The sequence below is a fragment of the Paracidovorax sp. MALMAid1276 genome, assembly GCF_049198005.1.
Classification (GTDB): Bacteria; Pseudomonadota; Gammaproteobacteria; order Burkholderiales; family Burkholderiaceae_C; genus Acidovorax.
Genome location: NZ_JBMIRS010000020.1, coordinates 1 through 16,322, shown reverse-complemented (window position 1 = coordinate 16,322; position 16,322 = coordinate 1). Strand labels below are relative to the sequence as shown.

At 64.5% G+C, this 16,322-nt stretch carries 17 protein-coding genes; 3 read left to right on the top strand and 14 right to left on the bottom strand.

The features are described 5' to 3' along the window. Window positions 1-15: 15 nt before the first annotated feature. The 14 genes from ACOQFS_RS00620 to ACOQFS_RS00555 all read right to left on the bottom strand — a co-directional run bounded on the left by ACOQFS_RS00620 (window position 16) and on the right by ACOQFS_RS00555 (window position 13,478). Complete coding sequence (locus tag ACOQFS_RS00620) at window positions 16-1,125, bottom strand: PilN domain-containing protein (RefSeq protein WP_421561049.1); 1,110 nt, start codon at window positions 1,123-1,125, stop codon at window positions 16-18. A 20-nt stretch (window positions 1,126-1,145) separates the two neighbouring features. Next, window positions 1,146-1,958, bottom strand: coding sequence for a type II secretion system protein GspK (locus ACOQFS_RS00615; RefSeq protein ID WP_421561048.1), 813 nt, complete (start codon window positions 1,956-1,958; stop codon window positions 1,146-1,148). A 47-nt stretch (window positions 1,959-2,005) separates the two neighbouring features. After that, entirely contained in the window at window positions 2,006-2,686 is a 681-nt protein-coding gene (locus tag ACOQFS_RS00610; RefSeq protein WP_421561047.1) for a PulJ/GspJ family protein, read from the bottom strand. Then, window positions 2,683-3,129, bottom strand: a complete 447-nt coding sequence (locus tag ACOQFS_RS00605) for a type IV pilus modification PilV family protein (protein ID WP_421561046.1) — start codon at window positions 3,127-3,129, stop codon at window positions 2,683-2,685. The genes ACOQFS_RS00610 and ACOQFS_RS00605 overlap by 4 nt, the downstream gene beginning before the upstream one ends. A gap of 2 nt (window positions 3,130-3,131) precedes the next feature. After that, window positions 3,132-3,596, bottom strand: a complete 465-nt coding sequence (locus ACOQFS_RS00600) for a GspH/FimT family pseudopilin (RefSeq protein WP_421561045.1) — start codon at window positions 3,594-3,596, stop codon at window positions 3,132-3,134. Window positions 3,597-3,600: 4 nt separating this feature from the next. Beyond that, entirely contained in the window at window positions 3,601-4,047 is a 447-nt protein-coding gene (gene gspG / locus ACOQFS_RS00595; RefSeq protein WP_421561044.1) for a type II secretion system major pseudopilin GspG, read from the bottom strand. Window positions 4,048-4,083: 36 nt separating this feature from the next. Continuing rightward, window positions 4,084-5,115 carry a type II secretion system F family protein gene (locus ACOQFS_RS00590; RefSeq protein ID WP_421561043.1) on the bottom strand — a complete coding sequence of 344 codons (1,032 nt, stop codon included), beginning with the start codon at window positions 5,113-5,115 and terminating at the stop codon, window positions 4,084-4,086. Between the two features lie 241 nt (window positions 5,116-5,356). Next, on the bottom strand, window positions 5,357-7,078 hold the full coding sequence (gspE, locus tag ACOQFS_RS00585; protein ID WP_421561042.1) for a type II secretion system ATPase GspE: 1,722 nt from the start codon (window positions 7,076-7,078) through the stop codon (window positions 5,357-5,359). A 43-nt stretch (window positions 7,079-7,121) separates the two neighbouring features. Next, window positions 7,122-7,874: a glycosyl transferase gene (locus ACOQFS_RS00580; protein ID WP_421561041.1), complete on the bottom strand. Its 753-nt coding sequence runs from the start codon at window positions 7,872-7,874 to the stop codon at window positions 7,122-7,124. A gap of 60 nt (window positions 7,875-7,934) precedes the next feature. Further along, window positions 7,935-8,495, bottom strand: a complete 561-nt coding sequence (gene rfbC, locus ACOQFS_RS00575) for a dTDP-4-dehydrorhamnose 3,5-epimerase (RefSeq protein ID WP_421561040.1) — start codon at window positions 8,493-8,495, stop codon at window positions 7,935-7,937. 13 nt (window positions 8,496-8,508) lie between these two features. Beyond that, window positions 8,509-9,393 (bottom strand): glucose-1-phosphate thymidylyltransferase RfbA, encoded by an 885-nt coding sequence (gene rfbA, locus ACOQFS_RS00570; RefSeq protein ID WP_421561039.1) that lies wholly within the window; start codon window positions 9,391-9,393, stop codon window positions 8,509-8,511. A gap of 15 nt (window positions 9,394-9,408) precedes the next feature. Next, window positions 9,409-10,299: a dTDP-4-dehydrorhamnose reductase gene (gene rfbD / locus ACOQFS_RS00565; protein ID WP_421561038.1), complete on the bottom strand. Its 891-nt coding sequence runs from the start codon at window positions 10,297-10,299 to the stop codon at window positions 9,409-9,411. Continuing rightward, window positions 10,296-11,384 (bottom strand): dTDP-glucose 4,6-dehydratase, encoded by a 1,089-nt coding sequence (gene rfbB, locus ACOQFS_RS00560; RefSeq protein ID WP_421561037.1) that lies wholly within the window; start codon window positions 11,382-11,384, stop codon window positions 10,296-10,298. The genes rfbD and rfbB overlap by 4 nt, the downstream gene beginning before the upstream one ends. Before the next feature lie 105 nt (window positions 11,385-11,489). Continuing rightward, window positions 11,490-13,478, bottom strand: a complete 1,989-nt coding sequence (locus ACOQFS_RS00555; protein WP_421561036.1) for an SDR family oxidoreductase — start codon at window positions 13,476-13,478, stop codon at window positions 11,490-11,492. 224 nt (window positions 13,479-13,702) lie between these two features. Between ACOQFS_RS00555 and ACOQFS_RS00550 the strand changes: the two genes are divergently transcribed. The 3 genes from ACOQFS_RS00550 (at window position 13,703) to ACOQFS_RS00540 (ending at window position 16,154) form a co-directional block, all read left to right on the top strand. Further along, entirely contained in the window at window positions 13,703-14,314 is a 612-nt protein-coding gene (locus ACOQFS_RS00550) for a phasin family protein (protein WP_421561035.1), read from the top strand. 227 nt (window positions 14,315-14,541) lie between these two features. Beyond that, window positions 14,542-15,204: a TetR/AcrR family transcriptional regulator gene (locus tag ACOQFS_RS00545; protein WP_421561034.1), complete on the top strand. Its 663-nt coding sequence runs from the start codon at window positions 14,542-14,544 to the stop codon at window positions 15,202-15,204. Window positions 15,205-15,377: 173 nt separating this feature from the next. Next, window positions 15,378-16,154 carry a hypothetical protein gene (locus ACOQFS_RS00540; protein WP_421561033.1) on the top strand — a complete coding sequence of 259 codons (777 nt, stop codon included), beginning with the start codon at window positions 15,378-15,380 and terminating at the stop codon, window positions 16,152-16,154. Window positions 16,155-16,322: the final 168 nt, after the last annotated feature.

Sequence of the window (16,322 nt, the reverse complement as noted above, 5' to 3'; positions counted from 1 at the left end):
GGAGTCGGTGGGGAGTCATGGCTTGCCCCCACTGCTTGCCAAACCGGGCAGGTCCACCGTCATTTCGATGGTGAAGCTTTCCTTGATGGCCCCCAGCGGCTTGACCGCAGGGCTGGGCGCCTTGACGTCGCGCAGCCCAGGCTGATTGCCAAGTTGCTGCATCAGCGCCGCAGCATTGGACGCCTGTCCGGCGAGGAGCAACTTGGGCATTTTCCCTGGGCCATCGGCAGGCAACATCTGAAACGATTGCAGCACAGCGTCGTCTGGCAAAGCCTTGGTGATAAGTTCCATGACCTGCAGCGCCGATGCGGTGGGCCCCACCGCGTCGGAAAGGCCTTGCAGCAGGGTGTCGGCCTTGACAAAGGCTTCGCGCTGCTGAACGAGAGGCGCTGCCTGCTGCTGCAAAGCACGGTACTGGGCCTGCGCGTCCAACGCGCGGCTGCGCAACTGTAGTGTCGGGGTGACCGCAATGGCAGCGAGCAGCGCGACGGACGTGACCAGCAACCCCAGATTGACCTCGTACCAACGACGCTGGTAGCGCGCCCGGGCTTGTTCGCCAAAACCGGGGAGGATCACGGGCTGACCACTGGGGCTCGCAACCCACAGTTCAGGCAGACGCTCTCCTGCCCCTGCGGCAGCAGCCAATGCCGGCAGCGCTTGCTGAACCAGCCGACGCGAAGTCAGCACAACGGGAATGCGCTGTTGACCGGATTCGGCACTGGCCATGGCTCCAGTGGGTTCGGCCGCAGCACTGGCACGCACCCACAGCAAGTCGTCATCGGGGAACGGACTCAGCGCCTGCACGGCGAGACGCAGTGCGCCGAGTGTGGCGTCGGCCCCCATGGGTGGCAGGCGCACCTCATGGCGCAATAGCACGGCTTCGGGCACTTCCAGCGCCTCGAAGCGGGCGGTTCGGGCGCGGGCCGCGTGGGGCTGCACAGGCCGACCAGGGCCCTGGTAGGCGTCCAGGCGACCATCCGCCCGCACCCAGCGCACCAGCGGTTCTGGGCGCAGCCAAGCGATGACAGGCCACCGAACCATTTCGCGCCACGCGGCGCGCCCGTCAGCCACCCAAGCGGACAAATCCAAGCCAAACAGGCGCGCGTCGGTTTGCAGCGTTGCCATGGTGAACGGCCCTCGGGCGATTACGGGCGAGCGCCGGGCTCAATGGCCTGACGCTGCTCAAGGACACGCCATGGCAGTCCGTTGCGTCCGCTGGCGCTGAGCGTGACCCACCAGGTGCGCCGCAACACCAGGCTGTCGCCCACGGGGACGGAAGCCGTAACGCTCAGAGCATTACCGGTGGATGCGTCCTTGAAGGCGGCGGTCAGCTGGGTGGTATCCATAGGCAGGGAAGAAGTTTCTCGCGCCGCCGCAAGTTGGGCAGCCAGTGCAGCGTTCCCTTGGGCCAGAACCGTCAACACAGCGAGGTCGGCTGCCTCGGGGTTGACAAGCCCGCTGCCCGGCAAGGACGCAGAGATAAGGGGGCGAATCCTAGCATATAGGGGGTAGTCAAACCCTGGGACCTGTAACAGATCTTCTGGCGCATCCAGGCCCATTGGCCGCCCATCTGCGCCGGGGCGTTTGCGCCATTCCATCAGAACCTGCGCCAGCCGCGTTGCGTCGGGTGCAGGTACGGCACCCGCATGTTCGAACAGCGCAGCCAGCAGTCCCGATGGCGCGTGGTTGATATCCACCAGCCCTTTCAAACCGCTGACCTCCACGTCCACGCTCTGGCCCATCAAGGGCACGTTCAAGCGCACGGCGCGCCCCACGGCTGACCTGCTGGCAGCAAGGTCCTGCAACACGACGCGGATGGCACCGTCAGCCAGTGCAGCGGCTGCCACCATCTGGCGCGCACGGGACGATGCGCGGATTTCCTGCTTGGCGGACTGCATCAGACCTGTGGCCGTGAGGCTCAGCGCCGCCACAATCCACAGCACGGCGATGAGGGCCAAGCCGGCACTGCGTTGCCGCCGCACGGCCACGGAACGCGTGTGCGGGATCACTGCGAGCCTCCCAAAACGAACCCGCCGGAGACGCCCGCCCCCTGGGTCAACTCAAACAAGGGCACCACAATCGGCGGCCACGGTCCCAGGCCATCCGCCAGGTTCAACTGGATGCGCTCGGGCAGGTGCTCTGCAATCGGCCAGCCGCTGACCCAGCCCTGAGGCCAGTTCACCAGCGGGGCACCGGGGGGTGGTAACCCCTGCGCCCGAACCCCGAGAGACACCACACCCCTGCCTATCACACGGGAGTCGGTGCGGGACCAGTCCGGCACCGCAGTCGCCCCATCGCTCCAAGGGGCAAAACGCAGCACCAGCTCCGGCCCCGCCGGGGTTGCCTCGACCTGCAGCCGGAAGAAATGGCGCCCGCCCACACCGGGCCGCGCCGGCATGATGCCAACCCACTCAAGCGACCCGGGCAAGGCCCTGAATGGGACCACCGCCCCCCCTTGGCCTGCCGGAGGCGGACTTCTTTTGCCAGATACACGAGTCGTGATCAGGCGGATCAAGGACACCCCGCTGCGCATGGCATCGATCCGGTCGAGCCGCTGGTCGACGCGCTCCTCGGTTTGGGCGATGGTGCGCAATGCCGAGCCCAAGGCGACCATGATGACCGCCAGCAGCGCCACCGACACCAGCATTTCGACCAGCGTGAATCCGCGAGCAAATTGCCTTTTCATCGGTTTTGCGCCATCGGATCGGGTTTGCGCTGTGGCAGCAGGGTTTGCACCTCCAGCGCCTGCCGGCGCGACCCGTCAAGCCACGACACCACGATGGCCACCTGGTGCAGAGGCACGCGCTCGCCGGCGCCGGGTGCCGGCGGTGCGGCGTTCTGCATGAACCCTGCCTGGTAGGGTGTGCTGCGCACTTCGAAGCGATAACCATGGATATCGCCGGTTTCGTTCCAGCCGTCGCTGGCTACCGACTCACGCGATGCGAGCAAAGATTCCGCCACCATCGCTGCCTGCTGCTGGTAGGCCATGTCGGCGACATTGCGTGCGCTGGAACCCATGCTGCGATACAGCAGACCCAGCGACAAGGCCATAATCGAAAATGCGACCAGCAGTTCCAGCAGCGATAGCCCCTGCTGCGCTCGCCATGGTGACGGACTCCTCCAAATCATGGCTACAGCGGCTGGTGGTCGACCTGGCCCGTCATCCAGTCGACCCGAATGCGGGTTCCGGCACCCGTGGAGCGCACGAGATCCAGTGTGCCGCCGGTCGCACCGCCATCCGGCAGAAACAGGATGCTGGCAACATCGCCCCCGGCGAGTTCGGTACCACCCACTGTGGCGCGCACGGACAGCGCCGGCGGCAGGGCCTTGCGAGCTCCGCCCTGCAAGCCGTATTCGCGGCGTGACATGTCCATCTGGAACCGCACGGGGCGCCCTTGTGACGTGGCTTCGGCATGGGCACGCCGCAGGTCTCCCAGCACCGCGCGGACCGTTGCCCGGTACTGCGTGGCGTCCCGCAAGCGGTCGAATGCGACGGGAGCCAGACCAATGACCAGTGCCGCAATGGCGAACACGACCAGCAGTTCGACGAGGGTGAAGCCGTGGTGTCCTCCCCGACGCGACTGCACGAAGTCCACGGTCCTATTGCTGGTTGCGAACATCGGCGTTTTCGCCGTCGCCTCCCGCAGCGCCATCCGCCCCGAGGGTGAGAATCTCGATGCCCCCGCCAGGCGCCGGGCTGGTGTATTTATATGGCTTGCCCCAGGGGTCGTTGGGGACGCCGCCCTTGATATAAGGACCGTTCCAGCCGTTGGCGCTGGGCGGCTTGGCGGCCAGGGCCTGCAGGCCTTCCTCGGTTGTCGGGAAGCGGCCAACGTCCAGCTTGAACAATTCGAGCGACTTTTCCAGATCGGCAATCTGCACGCCAGCAGTTTTGCTCTTGGCACCGCCCAGTTGGTTGAGCACGCGGGGGCCGACCAGCCCGGCCAGCAGTGTCAGGATGGCCAGCACCACCAGCAGTTCGATCAGTGTGAAGCCGCGGCTTCTGCGCGACTGCGTGGTTCGGAAGCGGTAAGAAAGAAGATACATAAAACTCTCGGTGAAACGCAAAGAGGTTTCGACGGCCTAGGCGGCCAGGTCGTTGACGGACAGAATACCCAACAGGATGGAGACAATGATGGAAGCGATCAACAGGCCCAGAATCAGGATCAGCAGCGGCTCCAGCATGGTGAGTGCGCGCTTGATGCCGGTTTCCACGTCGCGGTTGTAGATGTGGGCCAACTCCAGCAGCATGGGGCCAATGCGCCCCGTCTCTTCGCCCACTCTGACCAGGTTGATGGCCAAAGGTTCAAACACGCCGGTACTGCCAAGCGCGTCCACCACCTTGGTTCCGTCCTTGACGCGGGGTGCCACGCCCGCGAGCGCCGCGCGCAACTGCCCGTTTCCTACCGTCTCGGTGGCGATGTTCAAGGCTGCGATCAGGGGCACTCCGTTGCCCAACAGCGTGCCCAACGAACGCGAGAACAGCGTCAGGTCATACTTGTGCAGCAGCGCTCCCAGGATGGGAAGGCGCAGGGCGCGCCTCTGCCACCATGCCCGGCCACCCGGTGATTGCCACCAACGGCGAATCAGCCAGCCGCCCGCCACGGCGGCCAGCGCGATGGCCCACCCGTACTGCGTAAAGACCTGCCCGATCTGCATCACAAAACGCGTCGGCGCCGGCAAGGCGTCGCCCATGTCCTTGAACAGCGTTTCAAATTGCGGCACCACAAACCCCAGCATCGCGGCCAGGGACAGTACCGCGACGCCCAGCAGGATTGCCGGATAGATGGCGGCGGAGATCACGCTTTCGCGCAAAGCGCGAAGCCGCTCCATGTGCTCCACCAGCCGTTCGAAAACCGCGCCGAGCTGGCCACTGGCTTCGCCGGAGCGCACCATGTTGATATAAAACTCCCCGAACAGCTCACGCTGCCGCGTCAAAGCCTTGCTCAAGGCCGCGCCGCCCTTGACGTCCTCGAGGATCTGCTGGACCACTGCCGCCACGGCGGGCTTGTGACTCATGCCGATCAACACGCGCAGGGCGTTGTCCAACGCCAGGCCGGCCCGCAGCATGATGGACAGCTCGCTGGTGAGCGCCAACACGTCGGGCGCCTTCATCGGGCCACCGGCAGACCGGCTGCGCCATGCGCCCCGGCTCGCTCCGGCCACCGCGCCTGACCCCAAGCCGGAATCGCGCGTTGGCGCAGCATCCGTTGCAGCGCCGCCGCCGAAGGCCACCTCGACGCTGACGGGCACCAACCCCTGTGCGCGCAACAGGCGTATGACATCCGCAGGGCTGGCCCCCTCCTGGCGCCCCTGCGACATGCGCCCGTCAGGACGCGCCGCCTTCCAATCAAACTCAGGCATCCGATTGATCCTCGGTCACCCGCAGAACCTCGTCCAGACTGGTCTGGCCGGCAGCGACCTTGCGCAGGCCATCCTCGTACAGGCTGTGCATGCCAGCCTGCATCGCCTGGGCGTGGAGGGTTCCAGCATCGGCCCCATCCAGGATCGAGCGGCGCAGTGCGTCATCGACCACCAGCAACTCGTGAACGCCCGTGCGCCCGCTGTAGCCTACACCCCGGCACTGGGCACAGCCCACGGGCCGGTAGACCGCCGCCCCCGGCGACAGGAACCGGCCCAACCCTGTGGATTCGAGCACCGTAGCATCCGGCTGGTAAGGCTCGCGGCAGTGCATGCACAGTCGGCGCACGAGGCGCTGGGACAGCACACCATTGACGGAGGATGTGATCAGGTACCGCTCCACTCCCATGTCGGTCAGGCGCACGACGGCACCGGCGGCGGTGTTCGTGTGCAGGGTGGACAGCACCAGATGCCCGGTCAGTGCCGACTGCACCGCGATCTGCGCCGTCTCGGAGTCGCGCATTTCACCGATCATGATGATGTCCGGATCCTGGCGCAGAATGGAGCGCAGAGAGCGGGCAAAGGTCAGGCCGATCTGGGCGTGCACCTGGATCTGGTTGATCCCTTCAAGCTGGTACTCCACCGGCTCTTCCACCGTGATGATCTTGTGGGCATCGGCATCGATCTTGGACAGGGCCGCATATAGCGTAGTGGTCTTGCCGGAACCGGTGGGCCCGGTCACCAGCAAAATGCCGTGCGGACGCGCCAGCAACGCGTTGAAGCGTTCCAGCGTATCTGCCGCAAAGCCCATTTCCTCGAGGCTGAAGCGTACGCTGGATCTATCCAACACCCGCATGACGACGCTTTCGCCATGGACGGTGGGCACCGTAGACACCCGCAGGTCGAGTTCGCGCCCTTTCACACGGGTCTTGATGCGCCCGTCCTGCGGCAGGCGGCGCTCGGCGATGTCCAGGTGCGCCATCAGCTTGACGCGCGAATTGACGGCCGCAGCGTGACGAGGGGGCACGATTTCAGCGGTAGAGATCACCCCGTCGACCCGGTATCGGACGTGCAAGCCATCGTCGAATGGCTCCAGGTGCACGTCCGACGCCCGCAGATCCGTCACCCGACCGATGATGGCATTGACGAGACGAATCACCGGAGCCTCACTGGCCAGATCCTTCAGGTGCTCGACAAACTCCCCGCTGTCGCCATCCAGCGACCAGCCGTCGTCCTGATCCTCGGTGTCCTGTGCCTCTGGCGACGTGAGCGCCTTGTCGATATCGGCCGGCAGCGCCAGGCAAGGCCGGACGGTGAAGCCAGTGGCCAACGCGAGCGCCTTTAGAACGAATGCATCCTGGGGCACGGCCATGGCCACGGTGAGCACGGAATCGTCCAACTGCAGCGGCACAACGCCGTGGGCACGGACAAAGTCTGGAAGCAATCCAGGCACGTCCGGCAACAGCGCCGGAAACGCGTCAAGCGTCAGGAATGGCACCCGCAACTGACTGGCCAGGGCCTGGGCCACATCACCTTCCGAAACAAGGCCGAGCCTGGAAAGGACGCCGCCCAGCATGCCTCCCATTTCGCCCTGAGCGCTCAGCGCGCGGTCAAGGTCGCGCGCAGACAGCTTTCCCTGGGCAACGAGCAGTTCACCCAATCGCGGACGCTGATCATCCAGCTGCTCCACATCAACAGGGTTCACAATTGCAGTCATGTAAGGTCATCAGGGGCAGTCGGCAGGGCCTGAATGGTAACGCTCATTTTTCTGGCGCCGGAAGTTCACCCATTTCGCGCCGCCGACGATACTGGGCATACGGCTGCGACCACCACAGCCGCATCAAGCTTCGCACATGCCACGCGAAGTGGCGCCATTGACGATGACTGGCGCGTTGGGCCTCATGCGTTACGTGCACGGTCGACACCTGCACAAGCCGATGCCCGGCCAACTGCAATCGAAGGCAGAGATCCACATCTTCACAGTACATGTGATAGCGCTCGTCGAAGCCGCCCAATTCCCTGTAGACGGCCGCAGGAAACAACAGCATGGCGGCATTGACCCAGTCGGGTGCGCGATGCTCGCACTCCGGCGGGCGAGGTAAACGCAGATATCGGCGCCACAGAGCCCCCGGCGTGGGCAGTAGCCGGCGGTGATCTTGCGGATGGCCACCGGCCGCCCGTTGCACCGGATACACGCACCCCACCCTTTCGCTCGCAACCACAGCCAACAAGTCGGGCCACGGATTTGATGCCCAATCCAAATCGGGATTGAGTACCGCAAAGTAGAGCGAGGGATGGGGGTGCGCCTGATCACAGGCAAACGCCTGGTTGTGGTTGGCGCCGAAACCCTGCGGAAAGGGGTTCCGGATCACATGAACGTCGGCGAACCCCACCGAATGAGCACCCTCAGCCCGAGCTTCGCCCAAGCGTTCCATCACCAAGGGGTCATGAATGTTGAGCGTCAGCCAGACCCTGCATCGATGCTGCGCCAGAAGATCCAGGACTCGGAGCACCTGGGCTCCATGGCCGTGACTGACGACCGAGACACTCAGGCTAGACATCGCCGACCAGAATCATTCAAACAGCTCGGCCGCAGCGACCGACACCAAACCAGTGGCCGCCGCGTCTTTCGCAGAGAGAGACGGGGCAGCGCCCAGATCGGGCCAACGAATGGCGATATCAGGGTCGTTCCACGCAATGCACCGGTCGTGAGTCGGCGCGTAGTAGGCCGTTGTCTTATAGAGAAAATCAGCCGACGCGCTGAGCACATAAAACCCATGGGCAAAGCCAGGAGGCACCCAGAGTTGATGGTGATTGTCGGCACTGAGCTCAGCACCCACCCACCGGCCAAACGTGGGCGATGAGCGACGGATGTCAACAGCGACATCGAAGACCTTGCCGCTGACGCAGCGCACCAGCTTGCCTTGTGCATGGGGCGGCAACTGATAGTGCAGCCCGCGCAAGACACCTTTCGCACTGCGGCTGTGGTTGTCTTGCACGAACTTGTGATCGGTTCCGGTGGCTTCGTTGAACGCTCGCTGGTTGAAGCTTTCGTAGAAATAGCCTCGAGCATCGCCGAACACATGGGGTTCGACCAGCATCACATCGGGAATGGCCAGAGGGGTCACTTTCATCAAACGTACATTCTCAGTAAATCTTTTCAGTCAACAATCGCATGAGATATTGCCCATAACCGCTCTTGATGAGCGGGCCGGCCATCCTCTCGACCTGGGCAGAATCGATCCAGGCTCTGCGCCACGCAATCTCCTCCGGGCAAGCAATCTTCAACCCCTGCCTGTGCTCCAGCGTGGCGATGAATTGGCCCGCCTCCAACAGACTCTCGTGTGTGCCCGTGTCCAGCCAGGCATAGCCGCGGCCCATGATCTCTACGCTGAGTTGGGATTTTTCGAGATACAGGCGATTGAGATCGGTGATTTCGTATTCACCGCGTGCTGACGGCTTCAGGCTTCGGGCCAGATCGACCACCTGGCTGTCGTAGAAGTACAGCCCTGTCACCGCATAGCTGGACTTGGGTTTCGCAGGCTTCTCTTCCAGCGACAGCACTTTGCCGCGCGCATCAAACTCGGCGACCCCGTAGCGCTCCGGATCGTGCACATGGTAGGCGAACACCGTGGCCCCTTCCCCGCGCTGCATCGCATGGCCGAGCAGTTCATGAAAATCGTGGCCATAGAAGATGTTGTCGCCGAGCACCAGGGCGCTCGGGGCGCCGTCCAGAAATCGCTCGCCAATGATGAAGGCCTGGGCCAGGCCATCGGGACTGGGCTGCACCGCATACTCCAGGCGGATGCCCCACTGGCTTCCATCCCCCAGCAACTGCTCAAAGCGGGGCGTGTCCTGCGGGGTGCTGATGACCAGGATGTCGCGGATGCCCGCGAGCATCAGGGTGCTCAGCGGGTAGTAGATCATCGGCTTGTCATACACCGGCAGCAGTTGCTTGCTGATGGCCAGTGTGGCCGGGTGCAGGCGGGTGCCGGAGCCTCCGGCAAGGATGATGCCTTTGCGTGCCGTCATGGATGGTCGGGTGGGTCAGAGGATTTCGGAGAGCATGCGCGACACGCCCGCCTGCCAGGGTGGCAGCGTCACGCCCAGGGTGGCCTGCAGCTTGCGCGTGTCCAGCCGGGAGTTGAGCGGACGTGCCGCCGGTGTGGGGAACGCGGTCGTAGGCACGGGCGCGATTTCTTTTGCTACTATATTGATAGCTGTCTGCGCTTTACTGGCAAGCGCTATGACGTATTTTGCATAAGCATTCCACGTGGTCTCACCAGCGGCGGCCACGTGGTACAGGCCTGCATCCTGCGGCTGGCGGCGCACATGGCGAATGGCATGTGCTGTGACGTCTGCCAGCAGTTCGGCGCCGGTGGGCGCACCCCACTGATCGTCAATGACCGTGAGGCGCTCGCGCTCTTGCGCCAGGCGCAGCATGGTCTTGGCAAAATTGCCGCCCCGTGCGGAATAGACCCAACTGGTGCGCAGGATGAGATGCGATGCGCCTGAATCGCTCACGCGCTTTTCGCCCTCCAGCTTGGTTTTGCCATACACGCTCAGCGGCGATGGCGCGTCGGTCTCCTGCCAGGGCCGCGCGCCGCTGCCGTCAAAGACGTAGTCGGTGCTGTAGTGCACGAACAGCGCGCCAAGCCGAGCAGCTTCGTCGGCGAGTGCACCCGGGGTCGTCGCGTTGACGGTGCGGGCCAGTTCAGGTTCGCTCTCTGCCTTGTCCACCGCCGTGTGCGCGGCGGCATTCACGATGACGTCCGGGCGCACTGCGCGCACGGTGTCCACAACGCCCTGGGGATTGGAAAAATCGCCGCAGTGGTCCTCGCTATCGAAATCCAGTGCGGTCACGCGCCCCAGCACCGCCAGGCTGCGCTGCAGTTCCCAGCCGACCTGCCCCCGGCAGCCCAACAGCAGGATGTTCATGCGGCAGCGCCCACGGCCTGGGGCTCGGCCACCGCATACTGGGTCTGCACCCAGTCGCGGTATGCGCCGGTCTGCACGCTGGCCACCCAGTCGGCATGCTCCAGATACCACTGCACGGTCTTGCGGATGCCGGTGTCGAAGGTCTCTGCGGGCTTCCATCCCAGTTCGCGTTCGATCTTGCGCGCGTCGATGGCATAACGGCGGTCGTGGCCGGGACGGTCTTTCACAAACGTGATCTGCTGCTTGTAGCTCTGGCCGTCAGTACGCGGGCGCAGTTCGTCGAGCAGGCTGCACACCATGTGCACGATCTCGATGTTGGGCTTCTCGTTCCAGCCGCCCACGTTGTAGGTCTGGCCGGGGGTTCCGGCCTCCAGCACGCGCCGGATGGCGCTGCAGTGGTCCTTCACATACAGCCAGTCGCGCACCTGCATGCCGTCGCCGTACACCGGCAGGTTCTTGCCGGCCAGGGCGTTCACGATCATCAGCGGGATCAGCTTCTCGGGGAAGTGGTACGGCCCGTAGTTGTTGCTGCAGTTGGTGGTGAGCACCGGCAGGCCATAGGTGTGGTGCCAGGCGCGCACCAGGTGGTCGCTGGCGGCCTTGCTGGCGCTGTAGGGGCTGTTGGGCTCGAAGCTGCGGGTTTCGACGAAGGCGGGGTCGGACGGCGCGAGCGAGCCATACACCTCGTCGGTGGAAACATGCAGGAAGCGGAACGCGGCACGTTCCGCCTCGGGCAGCGCCGTCCAGTGAGCGCGCACGGCTTCGAGCAGGCGGAACGAGCCGACGATGTTGGTCTGGATGAAGTCCTCAGGGCCGTGGATGGAGCGGTCGACATGCGACTCGGCCGCGAAGTTCACCACCGCGCGGGGCTTGTGCTCGGCCAGCAAACGGTTCAGCAGCGCGGTGTCGCCGATGTCGCCCTGCACAAAGATGTGCCGGGGGTCGGCCTGCACGCTCTGCAGGTTGTGCAGGTTGCCCGCGTAGGTGAGCTTGTCGAGGTTGACGATGGGCTCGCTGGACGCCGCAAGCCAGTCAAGAACGAAGTTGGCGCCAATGAAACCTGCGCCGCCGGTGACCAGAATCATGGATAGGCTGTGTGTAGTGCCAGGGTGGCAGAGCGGGCGATTATCCCACCCTCCCTGGCCGCCCTGTCACCGCGCCCCGCACGCCCTGTGAGTCCGCACCGGGGTTCAGAAGTGAATGCCGCGCATCATCTGCTGCAGCGCCACGGCCTCGGCCGACAGCTGCGGCTTGGCGTCCTTGCCAACCCCCTTCGCCGCCGTGGAATCCGGGAACATGCGGAAACTGGTGTTCATGGTGATTTGCGCCACGCGCGGCACCAGCGCATGCAGCAACTGACCGGTGATGCCCAGGCGCGTGGCGATGCGCACCGGCTTGAAAATGCAGGCCTGGGCGATCATGTCGGCCGCCTCTTCCGGCGCCAGGGTGGGCACGTTGTTGTAGATCTTGGTGGGCGCGATCATGGGCGTGCGCACCAGGGGCATATTGATGGTGGTGAAGGTGATCCCCTGGTCGGCGAACTCGCTGGACGCGCAGCGCGTCCAGGCATCGAGCGCCGCCTTGCTGGCCACATAGGCCGAGAAGCGTGGCGCGTTGGTCAGCACGCCGATGGAGCTGATGTTGACCACGTGGCCCTTGCGCTTTTCCACCATGCCGGGCAGCAGGCCCATGGTCACGCGCAGGCAGCCGAAGTAGTTGAGCTGCATGGTGCGCTCGTAGTCGTGGAAGCGGTCGTAGCTCGACTCGATGGCGCGGCGTATGGAGCGGCCGGCGTTGTTGATGAGGAAATCCACCCCGCCGTGGTTGTCGATGAGCAACTGCACAAACCGGTCGCAGTCGGCCATGTCGGCGATGTCGGCCGAATACGCGATGAACGCATAGCCCTTGGACTTGGCTTCCGCACAGGCTTCATCGAGCTTGTCCTGGTCGCGGCCGCAGATGATCGTGGTGGCACCTGCCTCGGCAAACTTGTGCGCGGCCGCCAGGCCAATGCCGGAGGAGCCGCCCGTGATCAGCACCACCTTGCCTGCCACGGTGCCCTTGAGGCTGCGGTCGATGAACAGCTCAGGGTCCAGGTTGCGCTCCCAGTAATCCCACAGGCGCCAGGCGTAGTCCTTCAGGTTGGGGCAGGCCACGCCCGAGCCCTTGAGCGCCGCGAGCGTTTCGCGGCAGTCAAAGCGTGTCGGGTAGTTGATGAAGGTGAGCATGTCCTCGGGCAGGCCCAGATCCTTCATGACGGCATTGCGCACACGGCGCACGGGCGCCAGGGCCATCAGGCTTTTTTTCACGCCCTTGGGAATGAAACCCAGCAGCGCAGCATTGACGAACAGGTTCATGCGCGGCGCATGGGCGGCGCGGCTGAAGATGTCGAGCACGTCGCCCACGCGGTAGCCCACCGGGTCCACCAGGTGGTAGCACTTCTTGCCGATGTCCTTCTGGTGGCTGATGACGTTGAGCGCATTGACCACGAAGTCCACGGGCACGATGTTGACTCGACCGCCTTCCAGGCCCACGGTGGGCATCCACGGCGGCAGCAGCTGGCGCAGGCGCTGGATGAGCTTGAAGAAGTAGTAGGGGCCGTCGATCTTGTCCATCTCGCCGGTCTGGCTGTCGCCCACCACCATGGCAGGGCGGTACACCGTCCAGGGCACCTTGCAGTCCTGCCGCACGATTTTTTCGCTCTCGTGCTTGGTCTGGAAGTAGGGGTGGTCCAGCCCCTCGGCCTCTTCGAACATGTCCTCGCGGAACACGCCTTCGTACAGGCCTGCCGCGGCGATGGACGAGACATGGTGGAAGTGGCCGGCATCGATGGCCTTGGCCAGGTCCACGGTGTTGCGCGTGCCCTCGATGTTCACGGCCACCTGGGTCTCTTCGTCCGCGCCCAGGTCATACACAGCCGCCAGGTGGTAGAAGTGGTCGATCTGGCCCTTGAGCTTCTTGATGTCTTCCGCCGCCACACCCAGCTTTTTTGCGGTGAGGTCGCCAAACACCGGCACCGCGCGCGCCGCCGTCACGCCCCAGAAGCTGCGCAGTTCTGCCACCTTGTCAGCGCTTTCGCGGCGGATCAGGAAATGGACCACGGCGCCCTTGCGCTCCAGCAGCTTCTTCACAAGCCGTTTGCCGATGAACCCCGTTGCCCCCGTCACGAAATACTGCATGGAAAACTCCTCTGAGATAACTTCATTCTTGCCCAAGGCCTTCGGGCCCCGATTCAGCACAAACCCGCGCCGATCCTATGCCCTGCGCGCCCCGGCCGCTAGATGGCGCGCTCTACAGATTTAGGACTGCGCGCCTACACCTTGCGCGCTGCGCGGCGTACATTCCGGCCATGCGCCTGGGCAATGGGCCCCGGCCAACCCCAACCACCCATCACGGAGGCCCCATGGTCAAGAAACTGCAAAAACTCAGCGCCGACAAGAAGAAGAGCAACGCCCAACTGTCCAGCACCGTCAAGGAATCGGCGCAGCAGATCTGGCTGGCCGGTCTGGGTGCCTTCTCCAAGGCGCAGGAAGAAGGCGGCAAGGTGTTCGAATCGCTGGTCAAGGAAGGCCTGACGATCCAGCGCAAGACGCAGGCCGTCGCCGAAGAGAAGATCACCGAAGCCACGAGCCGCGTGACCACCATGGCCAACGACATTGGCTCCAAGGCGCAAGGCCAGTGGGACAAGCTCGAAAACATCTTTGAAGACCGCGTGGCCAAGGCGCTGGCCAAGCTGGGCGTGCCGTCGGCGCGCGACCTGGAGGCGCTGAGCGCCCGCGTGGATGCCCTGTCCAAGGGCCGCAGCAAGACCGCCAGCACGACCAAGGCTGCTGCAGCCAAGCCCGCCGCCAAGGCGCCCGCCAAGAAGGCGGCGGCTGCCAAGAAGGCTGCTGCTCCTGCCAAGGCGGCCTCGGCCAAGTCCGCTGCGAAGGCGGCTCCCGCCAAGAAGGCAGCCCTGAAGAAGCCCGCAGCACGCGCCGCCGATACTGCGGCCGGAACGTCGACCGCGAGCTGATCGGCCACAGCCGGGCAGGCCCCGCTTCCACAGATGACGGCCGACGCGCTATGCGTGTCGGCCGTTTTTTCTTGCGGGTGCAAGGCGCTCTCTGCGCGGCGCGCGGCGTGCAGCGACCCGCGCAGGGCAGCCCATTTATGTCGCAATGCAACATGCTGCGCTCGGTTAGAGTAGGCGCCAGAGACACTGCAACAACACATCGCACCGACGCGAAGGGGCCCGCACACATGGTGAAGAAAGCGCCACGCCGCACTGCAGAACGCATCCTCGAAGTGACGCTGGACCTGTTCAACCGGTTCGGCGAACCCAATGTCTCCACCACCCTGATTTCGGCCGAGCTGCGCATCAGCCCCGGCAACCTTTACTACCACTATCCCGCCAAGGACGAGCTGATCAACGCACTGTTTGACCGGTACGAAAGCTCGCTGAACGAACTGCTGGTCGCCGCCGACGGGGTTCGCAATGTGGAGGACGCGTGGTTCTTCATGCACACCCTGTTCGAGTTGATCTGGCAGTACCGGTTTCTGTACCGCGACCTCAACGACCTGCTGTCCAAGAACCGACGCCTGGAGACGCACTTCCAGGCCATTCTCCAGAACAAGTCCCGCGCGGTGCGCACCATGCTGGACGGCATGGGCCGCGCCGACACCCTGCACATCGACGCGCGCGAGCTGGAAGCCACCGCCACCAGCATGGTGGTGGTGCTCACCTACTGGCTGAGCTTCGAGTACGTGCGCGACCCGCGCCGTGCGCTGGAGCCTGAAAGCGCCCAGGCCGCGCTGATGCGGGGTGCCCACCATGTGCTGAACCTGCTCATGCCCTATCTGCATGCCAGCCAGCGCGCGCATCTGCTGCAGCTGGTGGGCGCCTATGCCGCAGCCACTGGCTGACGCCTGCGGACGCCTGCTCCGCACGCGCAACCGAAGCACGACATTGCGACCCCTCGAAGAAGAAGACGAAGACGACGACGACGACACAAAAAAACCAACAACAACAACAACAACAACAACACCACCATCCCACAACAACATCTCAGAGAAGACTCGAAACCGGAGACAACACCATGGCCAAATGGACCCCCTTCCCCCATGCGGGCGACTACGCCTTTGACGCCAACAGCGTGAAAAAGCAGTGGGCGCGGCTGCATGCTGGCGATGCCGAACCCTGCCCCAAGGACGCTGCCGTGCTGCAGGCCTGGGCCCTGTTCCACAACGGCGATTTCGAGAAGGCCGCTGCCGCCGGGCTGGCCGCGGGGGGCGCTGGCATCACGGTGGCCAACAAGGCCACCGCGATCTATGCCAACTACTTGGAGCAGAAGGAAAAGACGCGGCTGGACCTGTTCACCCAGGTGGCCGATCGGGCCGAAGCCCAGGCCGCCGCCGAGCCCGACAACGCCAACGCCTGGTACTGGCACGCCTATGCCCTCGGCCGCTACAGCCAGGGCATCAGCGTGGCCAAGGCCCTGGCGCAAGGGCTGGGCGGCAAGGTGAAGGAGTCGCTCGAGAAATCCATTGCGCTGTCGCCCAAGCACGCCGATGCCCGCATTGCGTTGGGTGCGTTCCATGCCGAGGTGATCGACAAGGTGGGCTCGCTGATCGGCGGCATGACCTATGGCGCCAAGAAGGATGCAGGCCTCAAGCTGTTTCTGGAAGCGCTCAAGCTCAACCCCGGCTCGGCCATCGGCATGATCGAGTACGCCAACGCGCTCGTCATGCTGGAGGGCGACAAGAAGATGCGCGACGCCACAGCCCTTTATGAAAAAGCGGCAACCACCGAACCGGCTGACGCGATGGAGCGGCTGGATGTGGAGATGGCGCGGGCGGAGCTGGAAGAAGAGTAGAGGGCATCCCCCTGAGCGGCCGCCGCCCGGTGCTGGTCGCCACAGGCAACAGCCCTTCGGGCCGTCCAAGCCTGCGCAGGCAGGCTTGGAGCCGCGGCCCTCAGCCCCTTATCTCCAATCACTGCGTGATTCGGGAAGGGGGACACCGCCAGCGCGGCGGGGCGGCCC